This is a genomic window from Streptomyces rhizosphaerihabitans (genome assembly GCF_025399795.1).
Lineage (GTDB): Bacteria > Actinomycetota > Actinomycetes > Streptomycetales > Streptomycetaceae > Streptomyces > Streptomyces rhizosphaerihabitans.
The window spans coordinates 64,067-79,105 of record NZ_JAODTZ010000035.1 but is presented as its reverse complement, the minus strand read 5'-3'; the positions used below and the strand labels follow the sequence as shown (position 1 = coordinate 79,105).

Sequence of the window (15,039 nt, the reverse complement as noted above, 5' to 3'; positions counted from 1 at the left end):
CGGGTCATCACTTCCGTACCGCGAGCCGCATCGGCCGAAAACGCACCGCACGAATGGCTGTCCGGGCCGCCCCTGTTCGGGGGTGTGCGAGACGCCGAGCCACTAGGCTGGAACCCGGACGACGCGCTTGTTCACGGTGAGTGTGCACAAGGGAAAGTGGCGACGATGAGCCCGGTCCACCCTCTCGACGAGGCCGCCACCGCACGGGCGGTCATCGACGGGAACGGCACCCTGATCCGCTGGAGCGAGGGCGCCCACCGGCTCCTGGGCTACGCACCCGAGGAGGTCGAGGGCCGCCCGGCGGTGGATCTCCTGGCCCCGGCGGACACAGCCCCACCCCTGGGGTCCACCGGGGATCACTGGAACGGGGTGCTCGCCCTGCGCCACCGCGACGGCCGGGTCCTGTCCGTGTGGCTGCTCGCCCACCGCCTCGAGCGGAGCGGCGACTGGCTCGTGCTCACCCCGCTGGGCGGCCGGGAGCCCCGCGGCACGGACGACCCGCTGATCCGCGCGGCCCTCGCCCAGGCACCCTGCGCCATGGCCGTCTACGACGAACGGCTGCGGCTGTACGGCATCAACGACGCGATGTCCGAGGTGATCGGCCTCCCGGAGGACCGCATCCGGGGCCTGCGGGTGTCCGAGATCGGCGACCGGCGGGCCGGCGAACAGATCGAGCGCGAGATGGCCGCGGTCCTCGCCTCCGGCCGGGGGCGTGACGTGGAGACGTACGCCCGCAGCGGCGGCGAGGAGCGGGCGCACCACTGGCTGGCGCGGATCGCCCCGCTGACCGACACCCATGGGCGGGTGCTCGGCGTCTGTGTGGCCGCGCACGACTTCACCGAGCAGTACCGGGCCCGCAAGCGGCTGCAGCTGGTCAACGAGGCGAGCGTGCGCATCGGCACCACCCTCGACGTCACCCGTACGGCCCAGGAACTGGCCGACGTCTGCGTACCCGCCCTCGCCGACTTCGTCAGCGTCGATCTGCTGGACCCCCCGGAGAACGGCGGCGAGTACCGCGTCGAACCGCCGACCGCACCGATCATGCTCCGCCGCGCCGCCCACCGGTCCGTGCACGCGGGCGATCCGGAAGCGATCGTCCGGCCCGGCGACGTCGACGTCTATCCCGCGTCCTCCCCGCAGGCCGACTCCCTGATCGCCGGCCGGCCGCTCGTCGCACCGAACGCGACCGGCACGCTGGCGGAATGGCTGAGCTGGGACGGACTGCGCGGCAAGCACGTCAGGGAGTACGGCATCCACGCCACCATGTCGGTACCCGTCCGGGCCCGCGGCCGGACCCTCGGGGTCGCCGTCCTCAGCCGGTTCCGGAGACCCGAACCCTTCACCGACGACGACGTACTGCTCGCCGAGGAGGTCACGGCCAGGGCCGCCGTCTGTATCGACAACGCCCGCCGCTTCTCCCGCGAGCGCCAGACCGCGCTGGCCCTCCAGCGCAGCCTGCTCCCCCAGTCCCTCCCCCGGACGGCGGCCCTGGAGGCGGCGTCGCGCTATCTGCCCGCGGCGCGTGCCGGGGTGGGCGGCGACTGGTTCGACGTGATCCCGCTGTCCGGGATGCGGGTGGCCATGGTCGTCGGCGATGTCATCGGCAACGGCATCCAGGCCTCGGCGACGATGGGCCGGCTGCGCACCGCCGTCCGCACCCTCGCCGACATCGACCTGGCCCCGGACGAGCTGCTCACCCACCTCGACGACCTCGTCGTACGGCTGTCCACCGAGGCCGGATCCGAGGGCACCACCGGCGAGGTCGGCGCCACGTGCGTCTACGCGGTGTACGACCCGGTCTCCCGGCGTTGCACCCTCGCCAGCGCGGGCCATCCGCCGCCCCTCGTCCTGCCGCCGGGCGGCCCGCCCCGGCAGATCGACGTGCCGCCCGGTCCGGCACTCGGCCTGGGCGGACTGCCGTTCGAGTCCGTCGAGCTCGACCTGCCCGAGGGCACGGTGCTCGCGCTGTACACCGACGGCCTGCTCGAAAGCCGCGAGCGGGACGTCGACACCGGTCTGCGGCTGTTCTGCCGGGCGCTGGAGGAGTCGTCGCAGTCCCTGGAGGGGGCGGCCCACGCGATCCTCCAGGCGCTGCTTCCCGCGGGCGGCGCGCCGGACGACGTGGCGCTGCTCCTCGCCCGTACCCATGGCCTCGCCCCTTCCGACGTGACGACCTGGGACATCCCTGCCGACCCCGCTCTCGTCGCGCCGATCCGCAAGCAGGTCGCCGATCAACTGGAGCTCTGGGAGCTGACCTTGGCCACGTTCACGGCCGAGCTCGTGGTGAGCGAACTGGTCACCAACGCCATCCGCTACGGCGAGCCGCCCATCCGGCTGCGGCTCATCCACGACGCCGAGACCCTGATCTGCGAGGTCTCGGACAGCAGCCACACCGCGCCGCATCTGCGCCGGGCGAAAACCTTCGACGAGGGCGGACGCGGGCTGCTCCTCGTCGCCCAGCTCACCCAGCGCTGGGGCAGCCGGCACACCCCTGAGGGCAAGACCATCTGGGCGGAGCTGTCGCTTCTCGGCGAGGAGTGAGAGCCGTCCGGGGGTGGGGAGCGGGGCAGGGCGCCGACGCGGAGTGGGCGCGCGCGGGCGCGCGCGGGCGCGCAGTGTCCCATCTGATGTGATGGGGGTGCCGCCATCACCGCCCGGAGGACCCGATCCTGAACAGCCCACTCGCCCCCGGAATCTCCGGCGCGTACGGCGCCGTGCCGCTCGCCGCGGCCCTCGGCAGTCCGTTCGCCGAGACGCTGTCCGTCGTGCTGCTCGCGGCCGTCCTCGTCTGCGCGGTGGTGCGGCCGTTCGACTGGCCCGAGGCGGTGGTGGCCGTGCCCGCCGCCGGTCTTGTCCTGGCGACGGGGGCGATCTCCTGGGACCACGTCCGCGCGGAGGCCGCACATCTGGGTCCGGTGATCGGCTTCCTCGCGGCGGTCCTCGTCCTGGCCAAGTTCTGCGACGACGAAGGGCTCTTCCAGGCCTGCGGCGCGTGGATGGCCCGCTGGGCCGCGGGGCAGCCCGGCCGCCTGCTGACCGCGGTCTTCGCGCTCGCTTCGGCGATCACGGCGGTGCTCAGTCTGGACGCCACCATCGTGCTGCTCACCCCCGTCGTGTTCGCGACGGCGGCGCGGATGGGAACCCGCCCGAAGCCGCATGTGTACGCGTGCACCCACCTGTCGAACACCGCCTCGCTGCTCCTGCCGGTCTCCAACCTCACGAACCTGCTCGCGTTCACCGCCAGCGGTCTGAGCTTCACCCGGTTCGCCGCGCTGATGGTGCTGCCCTGGCTGGTCGCGATCGGCGCCGAGTACGTGGTCTTCCGGCGCTTCTTCGCCCGTGACCTCGCGGCGGGCGCACTCCCCCAACGGGCCGAGGAGCCGCCGGACCTGCCGCTGTTCGCGCTGATCACCGTGGGCTGCACCCTGGCCGGTTTCGTCCTCGCGTCGGCGGTCGGCATCGACCCGGCCTGGTCCGCCGCGGCGGGAGCGCTCGTCCTTGCCACCCGCGCCCTCGTCCGCCGCCGCACCACCGCGCTCACCGTGGTGCGCGCCGCCGCGCCGTCCTTCCTCGCCTTCGTCCTCGCGCTCGGCATCGTCGTCCGTGCGGTGGTCGACAACGGTCTGGCCGACGCGCTCGACAGCCTCCTCCCGGAGGGCGGCTCGCCGGCGGCGCTGCTCGGCATCGCCGCGATCGCCGCCGTACTGGCCAATCTGATCAACAACCTGCCCGCGGTCCTCGTCCTGCTGCCGCTGGCCGCCGACTCGGGCGCGGGCGCGGTGCTGGCCGTGCTGCTGGGCGTCAACATCGGGCCCAATCTGACGTACGCCGGTTCGCTGGCGACACTGCTGTGGCGACGTATCGTGCATCAGCACGAACACGGCGTCGATCTCAAGGAGTTCACCCGGCTGGGCCTGATCGCCGTACCTGCGGCGCTGGTCCCCGCCGTACTGGCGCTGTGGGTCTCGCTCCACTTCATCGGAGGCTGATGGACATGCGGGTGGTCGTCTGGCTGGTCGAGGGAACTTGGCCCGCGTGCGTGGACGCCGTACGTACGCACGCTCCCGGCGCGACGGACGTGGTGCTGCTGCATGTCGCGGACCCCGGGGTGCCCGGTCTCGCGCACGGTGCCTTCGCGGGGCTCCTCGGCCGCGGGCGCTCCGAGCCCGATCCGGGCGACCTGTTGGAGACCCTCGGTACGGCCTCCGCCGCCGAGCTCCTCGACGCGGCGGCCGAGCGGCTCGAGGGCCCGGCGACGCGGCTGGAGCGCACCGGCCGGGTCGAGCGGGAGGTGGTCGCCGCCGCCGAGGGCGCCGGTCTGCTCGTGCTGGCCCGCGACGGCGACCGCAGCCGGCTCGGCCCGCACAGTCTGGGACCGGCCGGTCGTTTCGTCGTCGACCACGCGCCCTGCCCGGTACTGCTCGTCTGGCCCGAACCGGCACCGGACGTCACGACGATCCCGCCCCCACCCCCGCATCCGCCGCATCACCCCCACCCTTAAGGGGACATGGCCGAAAGACACCCGGCGGCGTCCCGCGCCGCCAGCGGGGAGAACCCGGTCGAAGTGCCGGGTGCCGGTGAAGCCGCGTGCCGCCGCCGTCCGTTCCGCCATCGGGGCACTTCCCCGGCGAGGACATCCGTCAAGTGACCGGCCCGCGTCCCCGACGTGCGGGACCGCGGGCCGGCGGGTGCCCGTGGCGGAGGCAGGCCCTTGACGAAGTCGGGCACGCACGATTTGATCCTGGCGTGCCGTGGTGCGACCCGGCACGCAGAGGTACGCCCAGCCGGTAACGGACCAGGTTCAAGTCCGGCCAAAGTCGCCAGGATCGCTCGCAGCGTCCGAGGCGGGGACGTACTCGCGATTGATGGAGCGGACATGCCCCCCGTCAAACGTGTTCTCCGCGCCGGAGTTCTGGGCACAGCCACGGCCCTGGCCGGTCTTCTGACACTCGCGGGCTGCGACTCGGGCAAGGACACGAGCGCCTCGCCGAAGCGCCCGAGCACACCGTCCAAGGCCCCGGCCGCCGCGCCGACGGCCTCCGGAACCACGGCCGATCCCTCGGCGCCGGTCGAAACGGCGACCACATCGCCGAAACCGACGCCCCGGCCCGGCCCGACGACAACTGCCGTGAAACTCCCTCCGCTGCACGCGGGGTTCGACTACCAGATCGGCGGTGCCTATCCTCCGGCCGCCGGTGTGCGCGTCGTCAGTCGCGACCGCTCGTCGTCCCCGGCGCCCGGCCTGTACAACATCTGCTACGTCAACGCCTTCCAGGCACAGCCGGAGGAACGCGGACAATGGCCGGCCGACCTGCTGCTGCGGGACGCGCACGGCAAGGTCGTCGTCGACCAGGACTGGAACGAGGCACTGCTCGACATCCGCACGCCGGCCAAGCGCAAGCGGGTGGCCGCGCGCGTCGACCGGTGGATCGACGACTGCGCCACCAAGGGATTCGACGCGATCGAGCCGGACAACTACGACAGCTACACCCGCTCCCGGAAGCTGCTGACCCCGGCCGACGCCACCGCGTTCATCACCCTGCTGTCGCGGCACGCGCACGCCCGGCATCTGGCCATCGGGCAGAAGAACACCGTCGAACTGGCGGGGCTCAGATCGCGGACCGGGCTCGACTTCGCGGTGGCGGAGGAGTGCGGCGAGTACGACGAGTGCGGCGAGTACGCGAAGGCGTTCCACGACCGGGTGGTGGTCATCGAGTACACCGACAGCGGTCTGCGCAAGGCCCGTTCGGCCTTCGGCAACCGGCTGAGCATCGTGCGCCGGGACGTCATGGTCTCGACACCCGGCAGCGCGGACTACGTCCGCAAGACCCGCTGACGGGGGCCGGGATGACACGCGCGATCGCGCGGCGCCGGCTGCTCCTGGGCGCGGCGGCCGCGGGGGCTCTCGCCGGCTGCGGCGGCCCCTCGGACGGCGTCGGTGCCGACGGCAGAGTGACCGTCGAGCTGTGGCACGGCCAGAACGACACGGCCAGGAAGGCCGTGGAGGCGCTGGTGGACGAGTTCAACCGCACACATCCGCGCATCCGCGTGGACAGTTCGGGCGGCGGGGTGCTGGCCGACGCGATGCTCCAGAAGGTGACGGCCGCGCTCGCCGCCGGCTCGTACCCCGACATCGCCTACATCTTCGGCTCGGACCTGGCGAGCGTCGCGCGCAGCCCCCGGGTCGTCGACCTGACGACCGCGCTGCACCACGGCACCCCGCCGTGGAACTCCTTCTGGGCGCCGGTACGGGACGCGGTCACCGTCAACGGCAAGGTGCGCGCCGCCCCGGCGGTGCTCGACTCGCTGGCCGTCGTCTACAACAAGAAGCTGTTCCGGCAGGCCGGGGTCCCCTACCCGAAGCCGGGCTGGAGCTGGGACGAGTTCGTCGACACCGCGCGCAGGCTCACCGACTCCGGGCGCGGGGTGTTCGGCACGGGCTGGCCGGGCACGGGCGACGAGGACACCGTCTGGCGGCTGTGGCCCATGATCTGGGACCTCGGCGGCGAGGTCGTCGCCGCCGACGGCAAGGGCATCGGCTTCGCCGAGCAGGGCACGAAGGCCCTGGGGACCCTCGCCCGGCTGACCCACGACAGGAGCGTGTACGTCGACCCGAAACCCGGCAGCGAGCAGATGTACCAGGTCTTCCTGGGCGGCCGGATGGCGATGGTGGCGACCGGGCCCTGGGAGCTGCCGGACATCATCACCGCGAAGATCGACTACGACGTCGTACCGCTGCCGACGTACAACGGCAGGCCGATCACCATCTCAGGGCCGGACACCTGGACCGTGTTCGACAACGGTTCGGCCCGTTCCCGGGCCGCCGTCGAGTTCGTGAGCTGGATGAGCCGGCCGGCCCAGGACGCGCGCTGGGGCATCTCGGCCGGCAGCCTCCCGCTCAGTTCGGCCACCGCCCGGCGGCCGGAGTGGCGGAAGCACTCCGCGACGACCACGGGACTCGACGTGTTCACCGAAACACTGACCTCCGCCCGGGTCCGGCCCGTGCACGCGGCCTACCCTCAGATCTCCCAGGCTCTCGGCGAGGCGATCGTCTCGGTCCTGCTCGGCAAGGACTCCCCCGCCCACGCCATCCGCCGGTGCGCCGACACGGCCGACGCGGCCCTGCTCATCCCCCGGTGACCCCGACTTCAGACGTTCCCAGCCGACTTCCGGCTGAAGGAGGCCGTCATGTCCACCCTTCCCCGCGCCCTCACGCTCGCACCCGGCGCCGCGCCGGCCCCGGCCGCCGCGCGACGCGCCGCCCGCCGCCGTACCCGTCGCGAGACGGCCACCGCCTGGGCGTTCATCAGCCCCGCGGTCGTCGTGATCCTCGGTCTGAGCATCGTGCCCGTCGTCTGGTCGCTGCTGCTCTCGTTCCGTGCCGACGATCTGGTCACCCCGGGCCGCTGGGTCGGCCTCGACAACTACCGGGCTCTGTTCCAGGACCCCAACTTCCGTACGGCCGTGGGCAATACGCTGCTGTACACCGCCCTGTACGTGCCGCTCAGCCTGCTCGGCGGGCTGGCGCTCGCGCTGGCGCTGAACCGCCGTATCCGGTTCATCGGCCTCTACCGCACGCTCGTCTTCGTTCCGTTCGTGGTGTCGGCGACCGCGCAGGGCGTGCTGTTCTCGTTCATCCTCGACCCGGAGTTCGGTGTCGCGAACTCCCTGCTGCACAAGCTCGGGCTCTCCCCGCAGGGCTTTCTCACCGACCCGGACCAGGCGATCTATCTGCTGGTGCTGATCTCGCTGTGGAGCGGCGTCGGCTTCTGTGTCGTCGTCTATCTGGCCGCGCTCCAGGACGTCCCGCCCGAACTCGTGGAGGCCGCGCGCATCGACGGGGCGGGCCGCTGGCGGGTACTGCGCCACATCATCCTGCCCACCCTCACTCCGGTCACCGTGTTCCTGCTGCTGTGGCAACTGATCACGGCGCTCCAGGTGTTCGACCTCATCTATGTGACGACGAAGGGCGGACCGCTCGGATCGACCGGCGTGGTCGTCTACTTCGTCTGGCAGCAGGCGTTCCAGATGTTCACCGCGGGCTACGGGGCCGCGGCGGCGTACGTCCTCGCCCTCGCCCTGCTGGTGGCGGGCGGGGCGCTGCACCTCGTACGGCGCCGGCGGGAACGTAGCGAAGGAGCGGTCCGATGAGTTCACCCACGACCTCCCGCAGGCCGAGCGGCTGGCATCTGCTGCTGGCGCCGCTGACCCTGTGCTTCGCGCTGCCGCTGGTGTGGCTGGCGCTCAGCTCGGTGATGTCCAACGCGGAGATCAACCGGTTCCCGCCCGCGCTGTGGCCCAAGGGGATCGACCTGGGCGGCTACCGGTATGTGCTCGGGAACGCGATGTTCCCCCGCTGGTTCGCCAATTCACTGATCGTCGCGGCCGCGGCCGTCCTGTCGAATCTGCTGCTGGGGGCGCTCGGCGGCTATGCCTTCGCGCGGATGCGGTTCGCCGGATCGCGGGCGCTGCTCGGACTGATGCTGGCGACGATGGTGATCCCGTTCCAGCTCACGATGATCCCGACCTTCCTGGTGATGAAGGAACTGGGTCTCATCGACACGCTCGGCGCGCTGATCGTGCCGTCACTCGTCACCCCGTTCGCGGTCTTCCTGTTCCGGCAGTTCTTCCTCGCGCTGCCCCGGGAGATGGAGGAGGCGGCCTGGATCGACGGGTGTTCGCGGCTGCGGGTGCTGTTCTCGATCGTGCTGCCGCTGGCCCGGCCGGCGCTGGCCACGGTCGCGGTGCTGACGTTCCTGAGCACCTGGAACGACCTGTCCTGGCCGCTCATCGCGATCAACCACGACACCCAGTACACGCTGCAACTCGGTCTGACGACGTTCCAGGGACTGCACCACACGCGGTGGTCGGCGGTGATGGCGGGCAATGTGATCACCGTGCTGCCCGTTCTGGTCGCGTTCCTGCTGGCGCAGAAGACCTTTGTCCAGTCGCTCACTTCGAGCGGCCTGAAGGGTTAGGCCACCATGAAATCCTTCGATCTCCTGGTCGTCGGCGACGCCAATCCGGATGTCGTGGTCGGCCCGCTGCGCGGCCCCCTGGAGTTCGGGCAGCGCGAACAGCTCGTCGAGCACGCCGGGTTGGTGCTGGGCGGCTCCGCGGCGATCATGGCGTGCGGGGCCGCGCGGCTCGGGCTGCGGGTCGCTTTCGCGGGCCGGGTCGGGGACGATCCCGCGGGCGTCTTCGTGCGCGAGGCGCTCGCCGGGCGCGGCGTCGACGTCGGCTTCCTGGTCACGGACCCGGTCCTGCCCACGCCGCTCACGACGGTCGTCACGGCCGGGGACGGGGACCGGGCCATCCTCACGGCGCCCGGCTGTCTCACGGCGACGGGCCCCGAGGACGTGCCGCGGGAGTTGATCGCGGCCTCCCGGCATGTGCACGCGGCTTCGTTCTTCCTGATGCCCCGTCTGGCGCGGTCGCTGGCCTCGGTGTTCGGCCTGGCACGGGAGACGGGCGCGACGACCTCACTCGACACCAATGACGACCCCGCGGGTTGCTGGGACCACGAACTCCTGGACCCGGTACTGAAGTTCACCGACTTCCTGCTGCCCAACGCGGCGGAGGCGCACGCGCTGTCCGGGGAGCCCGAACCGGCCGCTGCCGCCGCCCTCCTGGCCGGGCGGGGACCGACGGTCGTCGTCAAGGACGGCGCGAACGGCGCCCTCGCCTGCGCGGGGGCCGAACTGTCACGCGCCCCGGCCGTGTCCGTCGACCCCGTGGACACGGTCGGCGCGGGCGACAGCTTCGACGCCGGATTCGTCGCCGCGACCCTGCGGGGACTGGACCTGCGCTCCGCGCTCACGGTGGCCGCCGCCTGCGGTTCGCTGTCGACGCGGGCGCACGGCGGTACGGCGGCGCAGCCCACCTGGGACGAGGCCCGCGCCGCGATCCGCGCGGACAGCCCGGGCATCCCTCCCGGCGCGAACGCCCCGAACACCACCGAATACCCGGGCACTTCGGAAACCCCTCGCACCAGCGACACCAGGAGCCGTACATGAACGACGTCACCCCCGCGAAGATCGCCTTCATCGGAGCCGGGAGTGTGGTCTTCACCCAGGGACTGCTGGCCGACCTGTTCACGTTCCCCGAACTCGCCCACGCCCGCATCGCGTTGCACGACATCGACCCGGAACGGCTCGCCACCGCGGAGGGCGCCGCCCGGTACATCGCCGGCGTACGCGGCGCCAAGCCCACGATCACCGCGCATCTCGACCGCCGCTCGGCCCTGGCGGACGCCGACTTCGTCATCAACATCATCCAGGTCGGCATGGACGGGGCGACCCGCACCGACTTCGACATCCCCGCCCGCTACGGACTGCGCCAGACCATCGGCGACACGCTCGGCATCGGCGGCATCTTCCGCGCGCTGCGCACCTTCCCGGTGCTCCGCGCGCTCGCCTCCGACATGGCCGAACTCTGCCCGGACGCCCTGCTGTTGAACTACACCAACCCCATGGCGATGAACGTCCTCTACCTGAGCCGGATCGCGCCGAAGCTGCGCGTCACCGGCCTGTGCCACTCGGTGTACTGGACGATGCACGACCTCGCCCAGCTCGTCGGCGTCCCCTTCGAGGAGGTCACCCATCTGGCCGCCGGGGTCAACCACCAGGCGTGGGTACTGCGTTTCGAGCGCGCGGGCCAGGACCTCTACCCACTCCTGGACGAGGCCATCGCCAAGGACCCGGGACTGCTGCGCCGGGTCCGCGTGGACATGTACCGCCGCCTCGGCCACTACCCCACCGAGACGAGCGAGCACTCCTCGGAGTACGTGCCGTGGTACCTCCACCACGACAGCGAGATCGAGCGGCTCAGGCTGCCGGTGGGGGCCTATCTGGAGATCATCGAGGAGAACGCGGCGAGTTACCGGCGCACCCGCGAGGCCCTGGCCGCCGGGGCGCCCCTCCCCGTCGAGGGGACTTTGGAGTACGCCCCGCAGATCATCCACAGCACGCTCACGGGTACCCCGCGCACGATCTACGGCAATGTGCCCAACCGCGGCCTGATCGACAACCTCCCGGCGGACTGTGTCGTCGAAGTCCCTTGCCTGACCGACGCGTTGGGGGTGCAGCCGACCCGCGTCGGCGCGTTGCCGCCGCAGTGCGCGGCACTGAACAGCGCGTACGTCGCCGTCAACGACCTGGTGGTCCGCGCGGCCACCGATCACGAGCCGCGCCACATCCGGCACGCCGCGATGGCCGACCCCGCGACGGCCGCCGCGCTCCCCGTCGAGCGCATCTGGGACCTGTGCGACGACCTCGTACGGGCCCACGGAGATCTGCTCCAGCCCGAGCTGAGGGTGCTGCTGGGCCACTGAGCCCGCGACTCCCGGCCCGGGGGAGCGGCCGGGGCGCCGGTCCGGCGGGCCCGCGATCCCCCGGCCCGGCAGGGGCGACGGGTGCGGAGCGGCGAACCCCCGGCATGGGGAACGGTGGCCGTCCGGCCGAGCGGCGAACCCCCGTCACAGGAGCGGCGACGGCCGTCCGGCCAAGCCCAGAACCCCGGCAACGGCGGCCCTCCGGCCAGACAACGAACCCCGGCACGGGCAACGCCAGCCCTCCGGCCAGGCAACGAACCCCGGCACGGGCAAGGGCCACCGTCCGGCCAAGCCGCGAATCCCGGCAACGGCGGAAGCGGCCGGTGCCGGGCCGACCGTCCCCCTCCCTCGGCCTCTCCCCTCTTACCCAGGCCCCGGGTCTCAGGCTCCGGGGCTCCGGGTCCCGGGACTCGGGACTCGGGACCCAGGGCTCCGGACTCGGGACCCAGGGCTCGGGGCCCTTCATCGTCACCCTTAGGGGGTGAGGCCGGAGGGGGCCGGCTGTCGCAGGCTCGGTGGTGAGTGGCTGCGACAGCGGCCCACGCAACGGAGGTTCAGCCATGGCAACCACCCAGCATCACACCCACTCCAAGACCGCCCTGACGGCGGCCGGCGGCTTGATGATCTTCGCCTCGGTGATGCTGTTCGTCTCCGGCGTCCTGGACATCCTGCGGGGCGTCATGGCGATCGCCCAGGACGACGTCTTCGTCACCAGCCAGAACTACGTCTTCAAGTTCGACCTGACGAGCTGGGGCTGGATCCACCTGACGCTCGGCGCGGTCGCCGTGGTCGTGAGCCTCGGCCTGTTCACGGCGGCCACCTGGGCACGCGTGATCGGCGTGGGCATCGCGGCGCTGCTGATCATCGCCAACTTCCTCGACATCCCGTACTACCCCGTCTGGTCCCTGACGCTGATAGCCCTGTACGGCTTCGTCATCTGGGCGCTCTGTGTGGCGAGGCCGGACGCGGACACCGAATAGCCCGCACGGCACCACATGACACCGCGCGGTAGCACCGGGCGGAGACTCGGGACGGCACGGGTCCGCGGCTCACAGGAGGTGCAGGTCGCGGGCCCGCCGTACGGCCTCGCCCCGGCGGGTCGCGGCGAGCTTGCGGTAGACGCTCTTGAGGTGGGTCTTGACCGTGTTGACCGACAGATGCAGGTCGGCGGCGATCTCGTCCCTCGACATCATCTGCGCGAGGCGTTCCAGCACCTCCTTCTCGCGATCGCTGAGGGCTTCGATCACCGGCGCTTGATCCGGCCGCGGGGCGGGCTCGGTGCCCCGCACCGCGGCCATCACCGGGAGCCATTCGTGGCCCTGGGCCAGCACGGGCCGGCGTCGCACGAACGACCGCAGCCAGGGACCGGCCTCCACGAACGGCCGTCTCAGATGCTCCGGCCGGGCCAGCCGCAGGGCCCGCGCCACCAGCCGCTGTGCTGTGGAGTCGTCGCCCAGCGCGTCCGCGGTCTGCGCCCGTGCCAGCAGCACCCGGACGGCGATGCCGGGCCCGTCGTCCAGCTCGGTGGGAAGTCCGTCGAGCAGGGCGCGTGCCGCCTGCTCGTCACCGGTCGCGAGCCGGGCACGGGCGGCGGCCGCCGTGGCCTCGGGACCGGTGGCCCGTTCCTCCGCGAGCACGTCCAACGCGGCGAGCGGATCACCGAGGGCCAGGTGCGCGGTGGACATGGCCAGCGCGGCCCGGTCGCTGAACCACGGCGAGGGCTCGACGCCGTGCGGGGGGCGCTTCAGCTCCTGCAGGACGCGCAGCGCCTCCTTCGGATGCCCCTTGGCCAGCAGCATCCGGGAGCGCAGGAGACCGAGGCCCGCCGTCGCGACGGGATCGTGCGAGGCCGTGGTGGAGGCGGTCGCCTGGTCCAGGTGTGTCTGCGCCGCGGCCAGATCGTCACGGTCGATGGCGACCGCCGCCAGCACGAGCTGGGCGACCCCCGTCCGGGCGGCGGGCGGCAGACCGGAGCGCTCCGCCTCGGCGACCGCCGCCCGCGCGTGCGTCTCGGCGCGGCCCGGCCGGCCGCACACGAAGTCGATCAGGGCGAGCCGGCTGAGCGATTCGTGCCGAGGGTACGCGGTGGACGGTCCGTCATCCAGCTGCGCGACGCCGGACAGCGAGGTCCGGGCGGCGTCGAACCGCCCCGCCCACAGCTGTGCCGAGCCCAGGTCCGTGAGCATCAGGGCCCACAGTTCCGGGTGCTGTTCCAGTCGCTCGGCCGGGAGGAACAGCTCCGCCGCCTTCATGTCCTCGGCTGCCGCCTCCGCCCGCTCGGCCGAGCCGGTCAGCCGGGCGGCGAACACCCTCAGCAGCGCGTGGCTCAGCCGCAGAGCCGCCGTTCCGGCACCCTCGTCGGTCAGGTTCTCCCCGGCCCGGCGCAGAAAGTCGAGCCCCCGGTCGACGTCGTGGCGGACGAGCTCACGGGCGGCGCGCACCAGGCACGCGGCCGGACCGGCGGCATCCGGAGGCATGGCGGCGAAGAGTCCGTCGAGGCGCTCGGCGTCGAGCCCGGTCAGCAGCTGCCCGATGGCCAGTTCGTCGACGAACCGGTCCGCCGCGAGCTCCCATTCGCCGGCCCCGGCCGCATGCGGCAGAGCCTCCGCCAGCAGTCCCGCGTCGCTCAGCCAGCGAGCGGCCCGCCGGCGCAGCTCGGGCTCCATACCCGGATGGCGTACGCGCAGATGGACGCGCAGGATCTCGGCGAACAAGGGGTGCAGCCGGTACCACGAGTGGCCGATGGCCTCGACGAACGCGTTGGCGTGCTGAAGCCCGGCCAGGATGGGTTCCGCGTCGTCCCGGCCGGTCAGGGCGTTGGCCAGATCCGGGTGAATCTGTTCGAGGATGCTCGACCGGAGCAGCAGGTCCTGTGTCTCGTCCGACTGCGCCTCCAGCACCTCGGCCAGCAGGAAGTCCGCGAGCGTGCTCTGGCCCGCCTCGAAGTTCTTGATGAACGTGTCCGGATCGTCCACGTGCTGCGCCGCGAGGATGCACAGCCGCAGCCCGGCCGCCCAGCCTCCGGTCCACTCCGTCAGCGACCGCGCGCCGTCGTCCGACAGCCGGATGTCGTGGCGGCTCAGCAGGGTCGCCGTCTCGCCCGGAACGAACGCCAGGTCGGCGCCCCGGACCTCGGCGACCGCTCCGGCGGCACGATAGCGGTGCAGCGGCAGTTGCGGCTCCGTACGGCTGACGATCACCAGGCGCAGACCGCCGCCCGCGTGCCGCAGGACGAACTGGAGCTCGTCCGCGACCTCTGCCGAGGCTCCCACCCGGTCGAACTCGTCGAGCACCAGGATCACCGGATCCGCGCGCTCGCTCAGCCAGGCCGCGAGCCGGGTCAGCAGTGAGTGGTCCACGTCGCCGGGGCTGGAGGGGCTGCCGATGTCGTCCGGAACCGCCGCTCCGTGCCGCCGCAGGGATTCCAGTACGTACGTCCAGAAGATGCCGGGGCCGGTGTCCTCGTGCTCCACGGTCAGCCAGGCCACGTCACCCGGACGGTCCATCGTGGAGATCCAGTGGGCGACCAGGAGCGTCTTTCCCGCGCCCGCGGGCCCGTTCACCAGGGTCAGCGGGCCCTGAACGCCCTCGGTCAGACGTCCGACCAGACGAGGCCTGCGCACGAAGGTCTCCGTCAGGTCCGGGACGGTGAACCGGACGGCGAGCAGGGGGTCACCACCTGGGGTCAGCAGCCCGGCCATGGGGTT

General features: G+C 72.2%; 11 protein-coding genes. 10 read left to right on the top strand and 1 reads right to left on the bottom strand.

Translation table 11 applies throughout. The annotated features are described in order from the left end of the window. Positions 1 to 165: 165 nt before the first annotated feature. From N4G66_RS29510 to N4G66_RS29465, 10 genes are all read left to right on the top strand, one after another. Positions 166 to 2,541: a SpoIIE family protein phosphatase gene (locus tag N4G66_RS29510; protein ID WP_261707297.1), complete on the top strand. Its 2,376-nt coding sequence runs from the start codon at positions 166 to 168 to the stop codon at positions 2,539 to 2,541. Between the two features lie 173 nt (positions 2,542 to 2,714). Next, positions 2,715 to 3,989 carry an arsenic transporter gene (locus N4G66_RS29505; protein ID WP_261707296.1) on the top strand — a complete coding sequence of 425 codons (1,275 nt, stop codon included), beginning with the start codon at positions 2,715 to 2,717 and terminating at the stop codon, positions 3,987 to 3,989. Positions 3,990 to 3,994: 5 nt separating this feature from the next. Next, positions 3,995 to 4,501 (top strand): universal stress protein, encoded by a 507-nt coding sequence (locus N4G66_RS29500; protein ID WP_261707295.1) that lies wholly within the window; start codon positions 3,995 to 3,997, stop codon positions 4,499 to 4,501. 375 nt (positions 4,502 to 4,876) lie between these two features. After that, positions 4,877 to 5,836, top strand: coding sequence for an endo alpha-1,4 polygalactosaminidase (locus tag N4G66_RS29495; RefSeq protein ID WP_261707294.1), 960 nt, complete (start codon positions 4,877 to 4,879; stop codon positions 5,834 to 5,836). 11 nt (positions 5,837 to 5,847) lie between these two features. Then, the gene (locus N4G66_RS29490; RefSeq protein ID WP_261707293.1) at positions 5,848 to 7,140 is read left to right on the top strand and encodes an ABC transporter substrate-binding protein; all 1,293 of its coding nucleotides are present in this window, start codon (positions 5,848 to 5,850) and stop codon (positions 7,138 to 7,140) included. Positions 7,141 to 7,188: 48 nt separating this feature from the next. Further along, positions 7,189 to 8,151 (top strand): carbohydrate ABC transporter permease, encoded by a 963-nt coding sequence (locus tag N4G66_RS29485; RefSeq protein WP_261707292.1) that lies wholly within the window; start codon positions 7,189 to 7,191, stop codon positions 8,149 to 8,151. Next, a complete protein-coding gene (locus N4G66_RS29480) occupies positions 8,148 to 8,978 on the top strand; it encodes a carbohydrate ABC transporter permease (RefSeq protein ID WP_261707291.1) in 831 nt (276 codons plus the stop codon). The genes N4G66_RS29485 and N4G66_RS29480 overlap by 4 nt, the downstream gene beginning before the upstream one ends. A 6-nt stretch (positions 8,979 to 8,984) precedes the next feature. Continuing rightward, positions 8,985 to 10,016 (top strand): carbohydrate kinase family protein, encoded by a 1,032-nt coding sequence (locus N4G66_RS29475; protein WP_261707290.1) that lies wholly within the window; start codon positions 8,985 to 8,987, stop codon positions 10,014 to 10,016. Next, on the top strand, positions 10,013 to 11,332 hold the full coding sequence (melA, locus tag N4G66_RS29470) for an alpha-glucosidase/alpha-galactosidase (protein WP_261707289.1): 1,320 nt from the start codon (positions 10,013 to 10,015) through the stop codon (positions 11,330 to 11,332). The genes N4G66_RS29475 and melA overlap by 4 nt, the downstream gene beginning before the upstream one ends. Before the next feature lie 560 nt (positions 11,333 to 11,892). Further along, positions 11,893 to 12,312 carry a DUF7144 family membrane protein gene (locus N4G66_RS29465; RefSeq protein WP_261707288.1) on the top strand — a complete coding sequence of 140 codons (420 nt, stop codon included), beginning with the start codon at positions 11,893 to 11,895 and terminating at the stop codon, positions 12,310 to 12,312. A gap of 69 nt (positions 12,313 to 12,381) precedes the next feature. Here N4G66_RS29465 and N4G66_RS29460 read toward each other — a convergent pair whose 3' ends face one another. Beyond that, positions 12,382 to 15,033 carry a LuxR C-terminal-related transcriptional regulator gene (locus tag N4G66_RS29460; RefSeq protein WP_261707287.1) on the bottom strand — a complete coding sequence of 884 codons (2,652 nt, stop codon included), beginning with the start codon at positions 15,031 to 15,033 and terminating at the stop codon, positions 12,382 to 12,384. Positions 15,034 to 15,039: the final 6 nt, after the last annotated feature.

What these genes read in the sequence shown, in the direction of transcription:
- N4G66_RS29510 (WP_261707297.1), top strand. Translation starts at nt 166, where the DNA reads ATGAGCCCGGTCCACCCTCTCGACGAGGCCGCCACCGCACGGGCGGTC.
- N4G66_RS29490 (WP_261707293.1), top strand. Translation starts at nt 5,848, where the DNA reads ATGACACGCGCGATCGCGCGGCGCCGGCTGCTCCTGGGCGCGGCGGCC.
- N4G66_RS29485 (WP_261707292.1), top strand. Translation starts at nt 7,189, where the DNA reads ATGTCCACCCTTCCCCGCGCCCTCACGCTCGCACCCGGCGCCGCGCCG.
- N4G66_RS29500 (WP_261707295.1), top strand. Translation starts at nt 3,995, where the DNA reads ATGCGGGTGGTCGTCTGGCTGGTCGAGGGAACTTGGCCCGCGTGCGTG.
- N4G66_RS29475 (WP_261707290.1), top strand. Translation starts at nt 8,985, where the DNA reads ATGAAATCCTTCGATCTCCTGGTCGTCGGCGACGCCAATCCGGATGTC.
- N4G66_RS29460 (WP_261707287.1), bottom strand. Translation starts at nt 15,033, where the DNA reads ATGGCCGGGCTGCTGACCCCAGGTGGTGACCCCCTGCTCGCCGTCCGG.
- melA (WP_261707289.1), top strand. Translation starts at nt 10,013, where the DNA reads ATGAACGACGTCACCCCCGCGAAGATCGCCTTCATCGGAGCCGGGAGT.
- N4G66_RS29495 (WP_261707294.1), top strand. Translation starts at nt 4,877, where the DNA reads ATGCCCCCCGTCAAACGTGTTCTCCGCGCCGGAGTTCTGGGCACAGCC.
- N4G66_RS29480 (WP_261707291.1), top strand. Translation starts at nt 8,148, where the DNA reads ATGAGTTCACCCACGACCTCCCGCAGGCCGAGCGGCTGGCATCTGCTG.
- N4G66_RS29465 (WP_261707288.1), top strand. Translation starts at nt 11,893, where the DNA reads ATGGCAACCACCCAGCATCACACCCACTCCAAGACCGCCCTGACGGCG.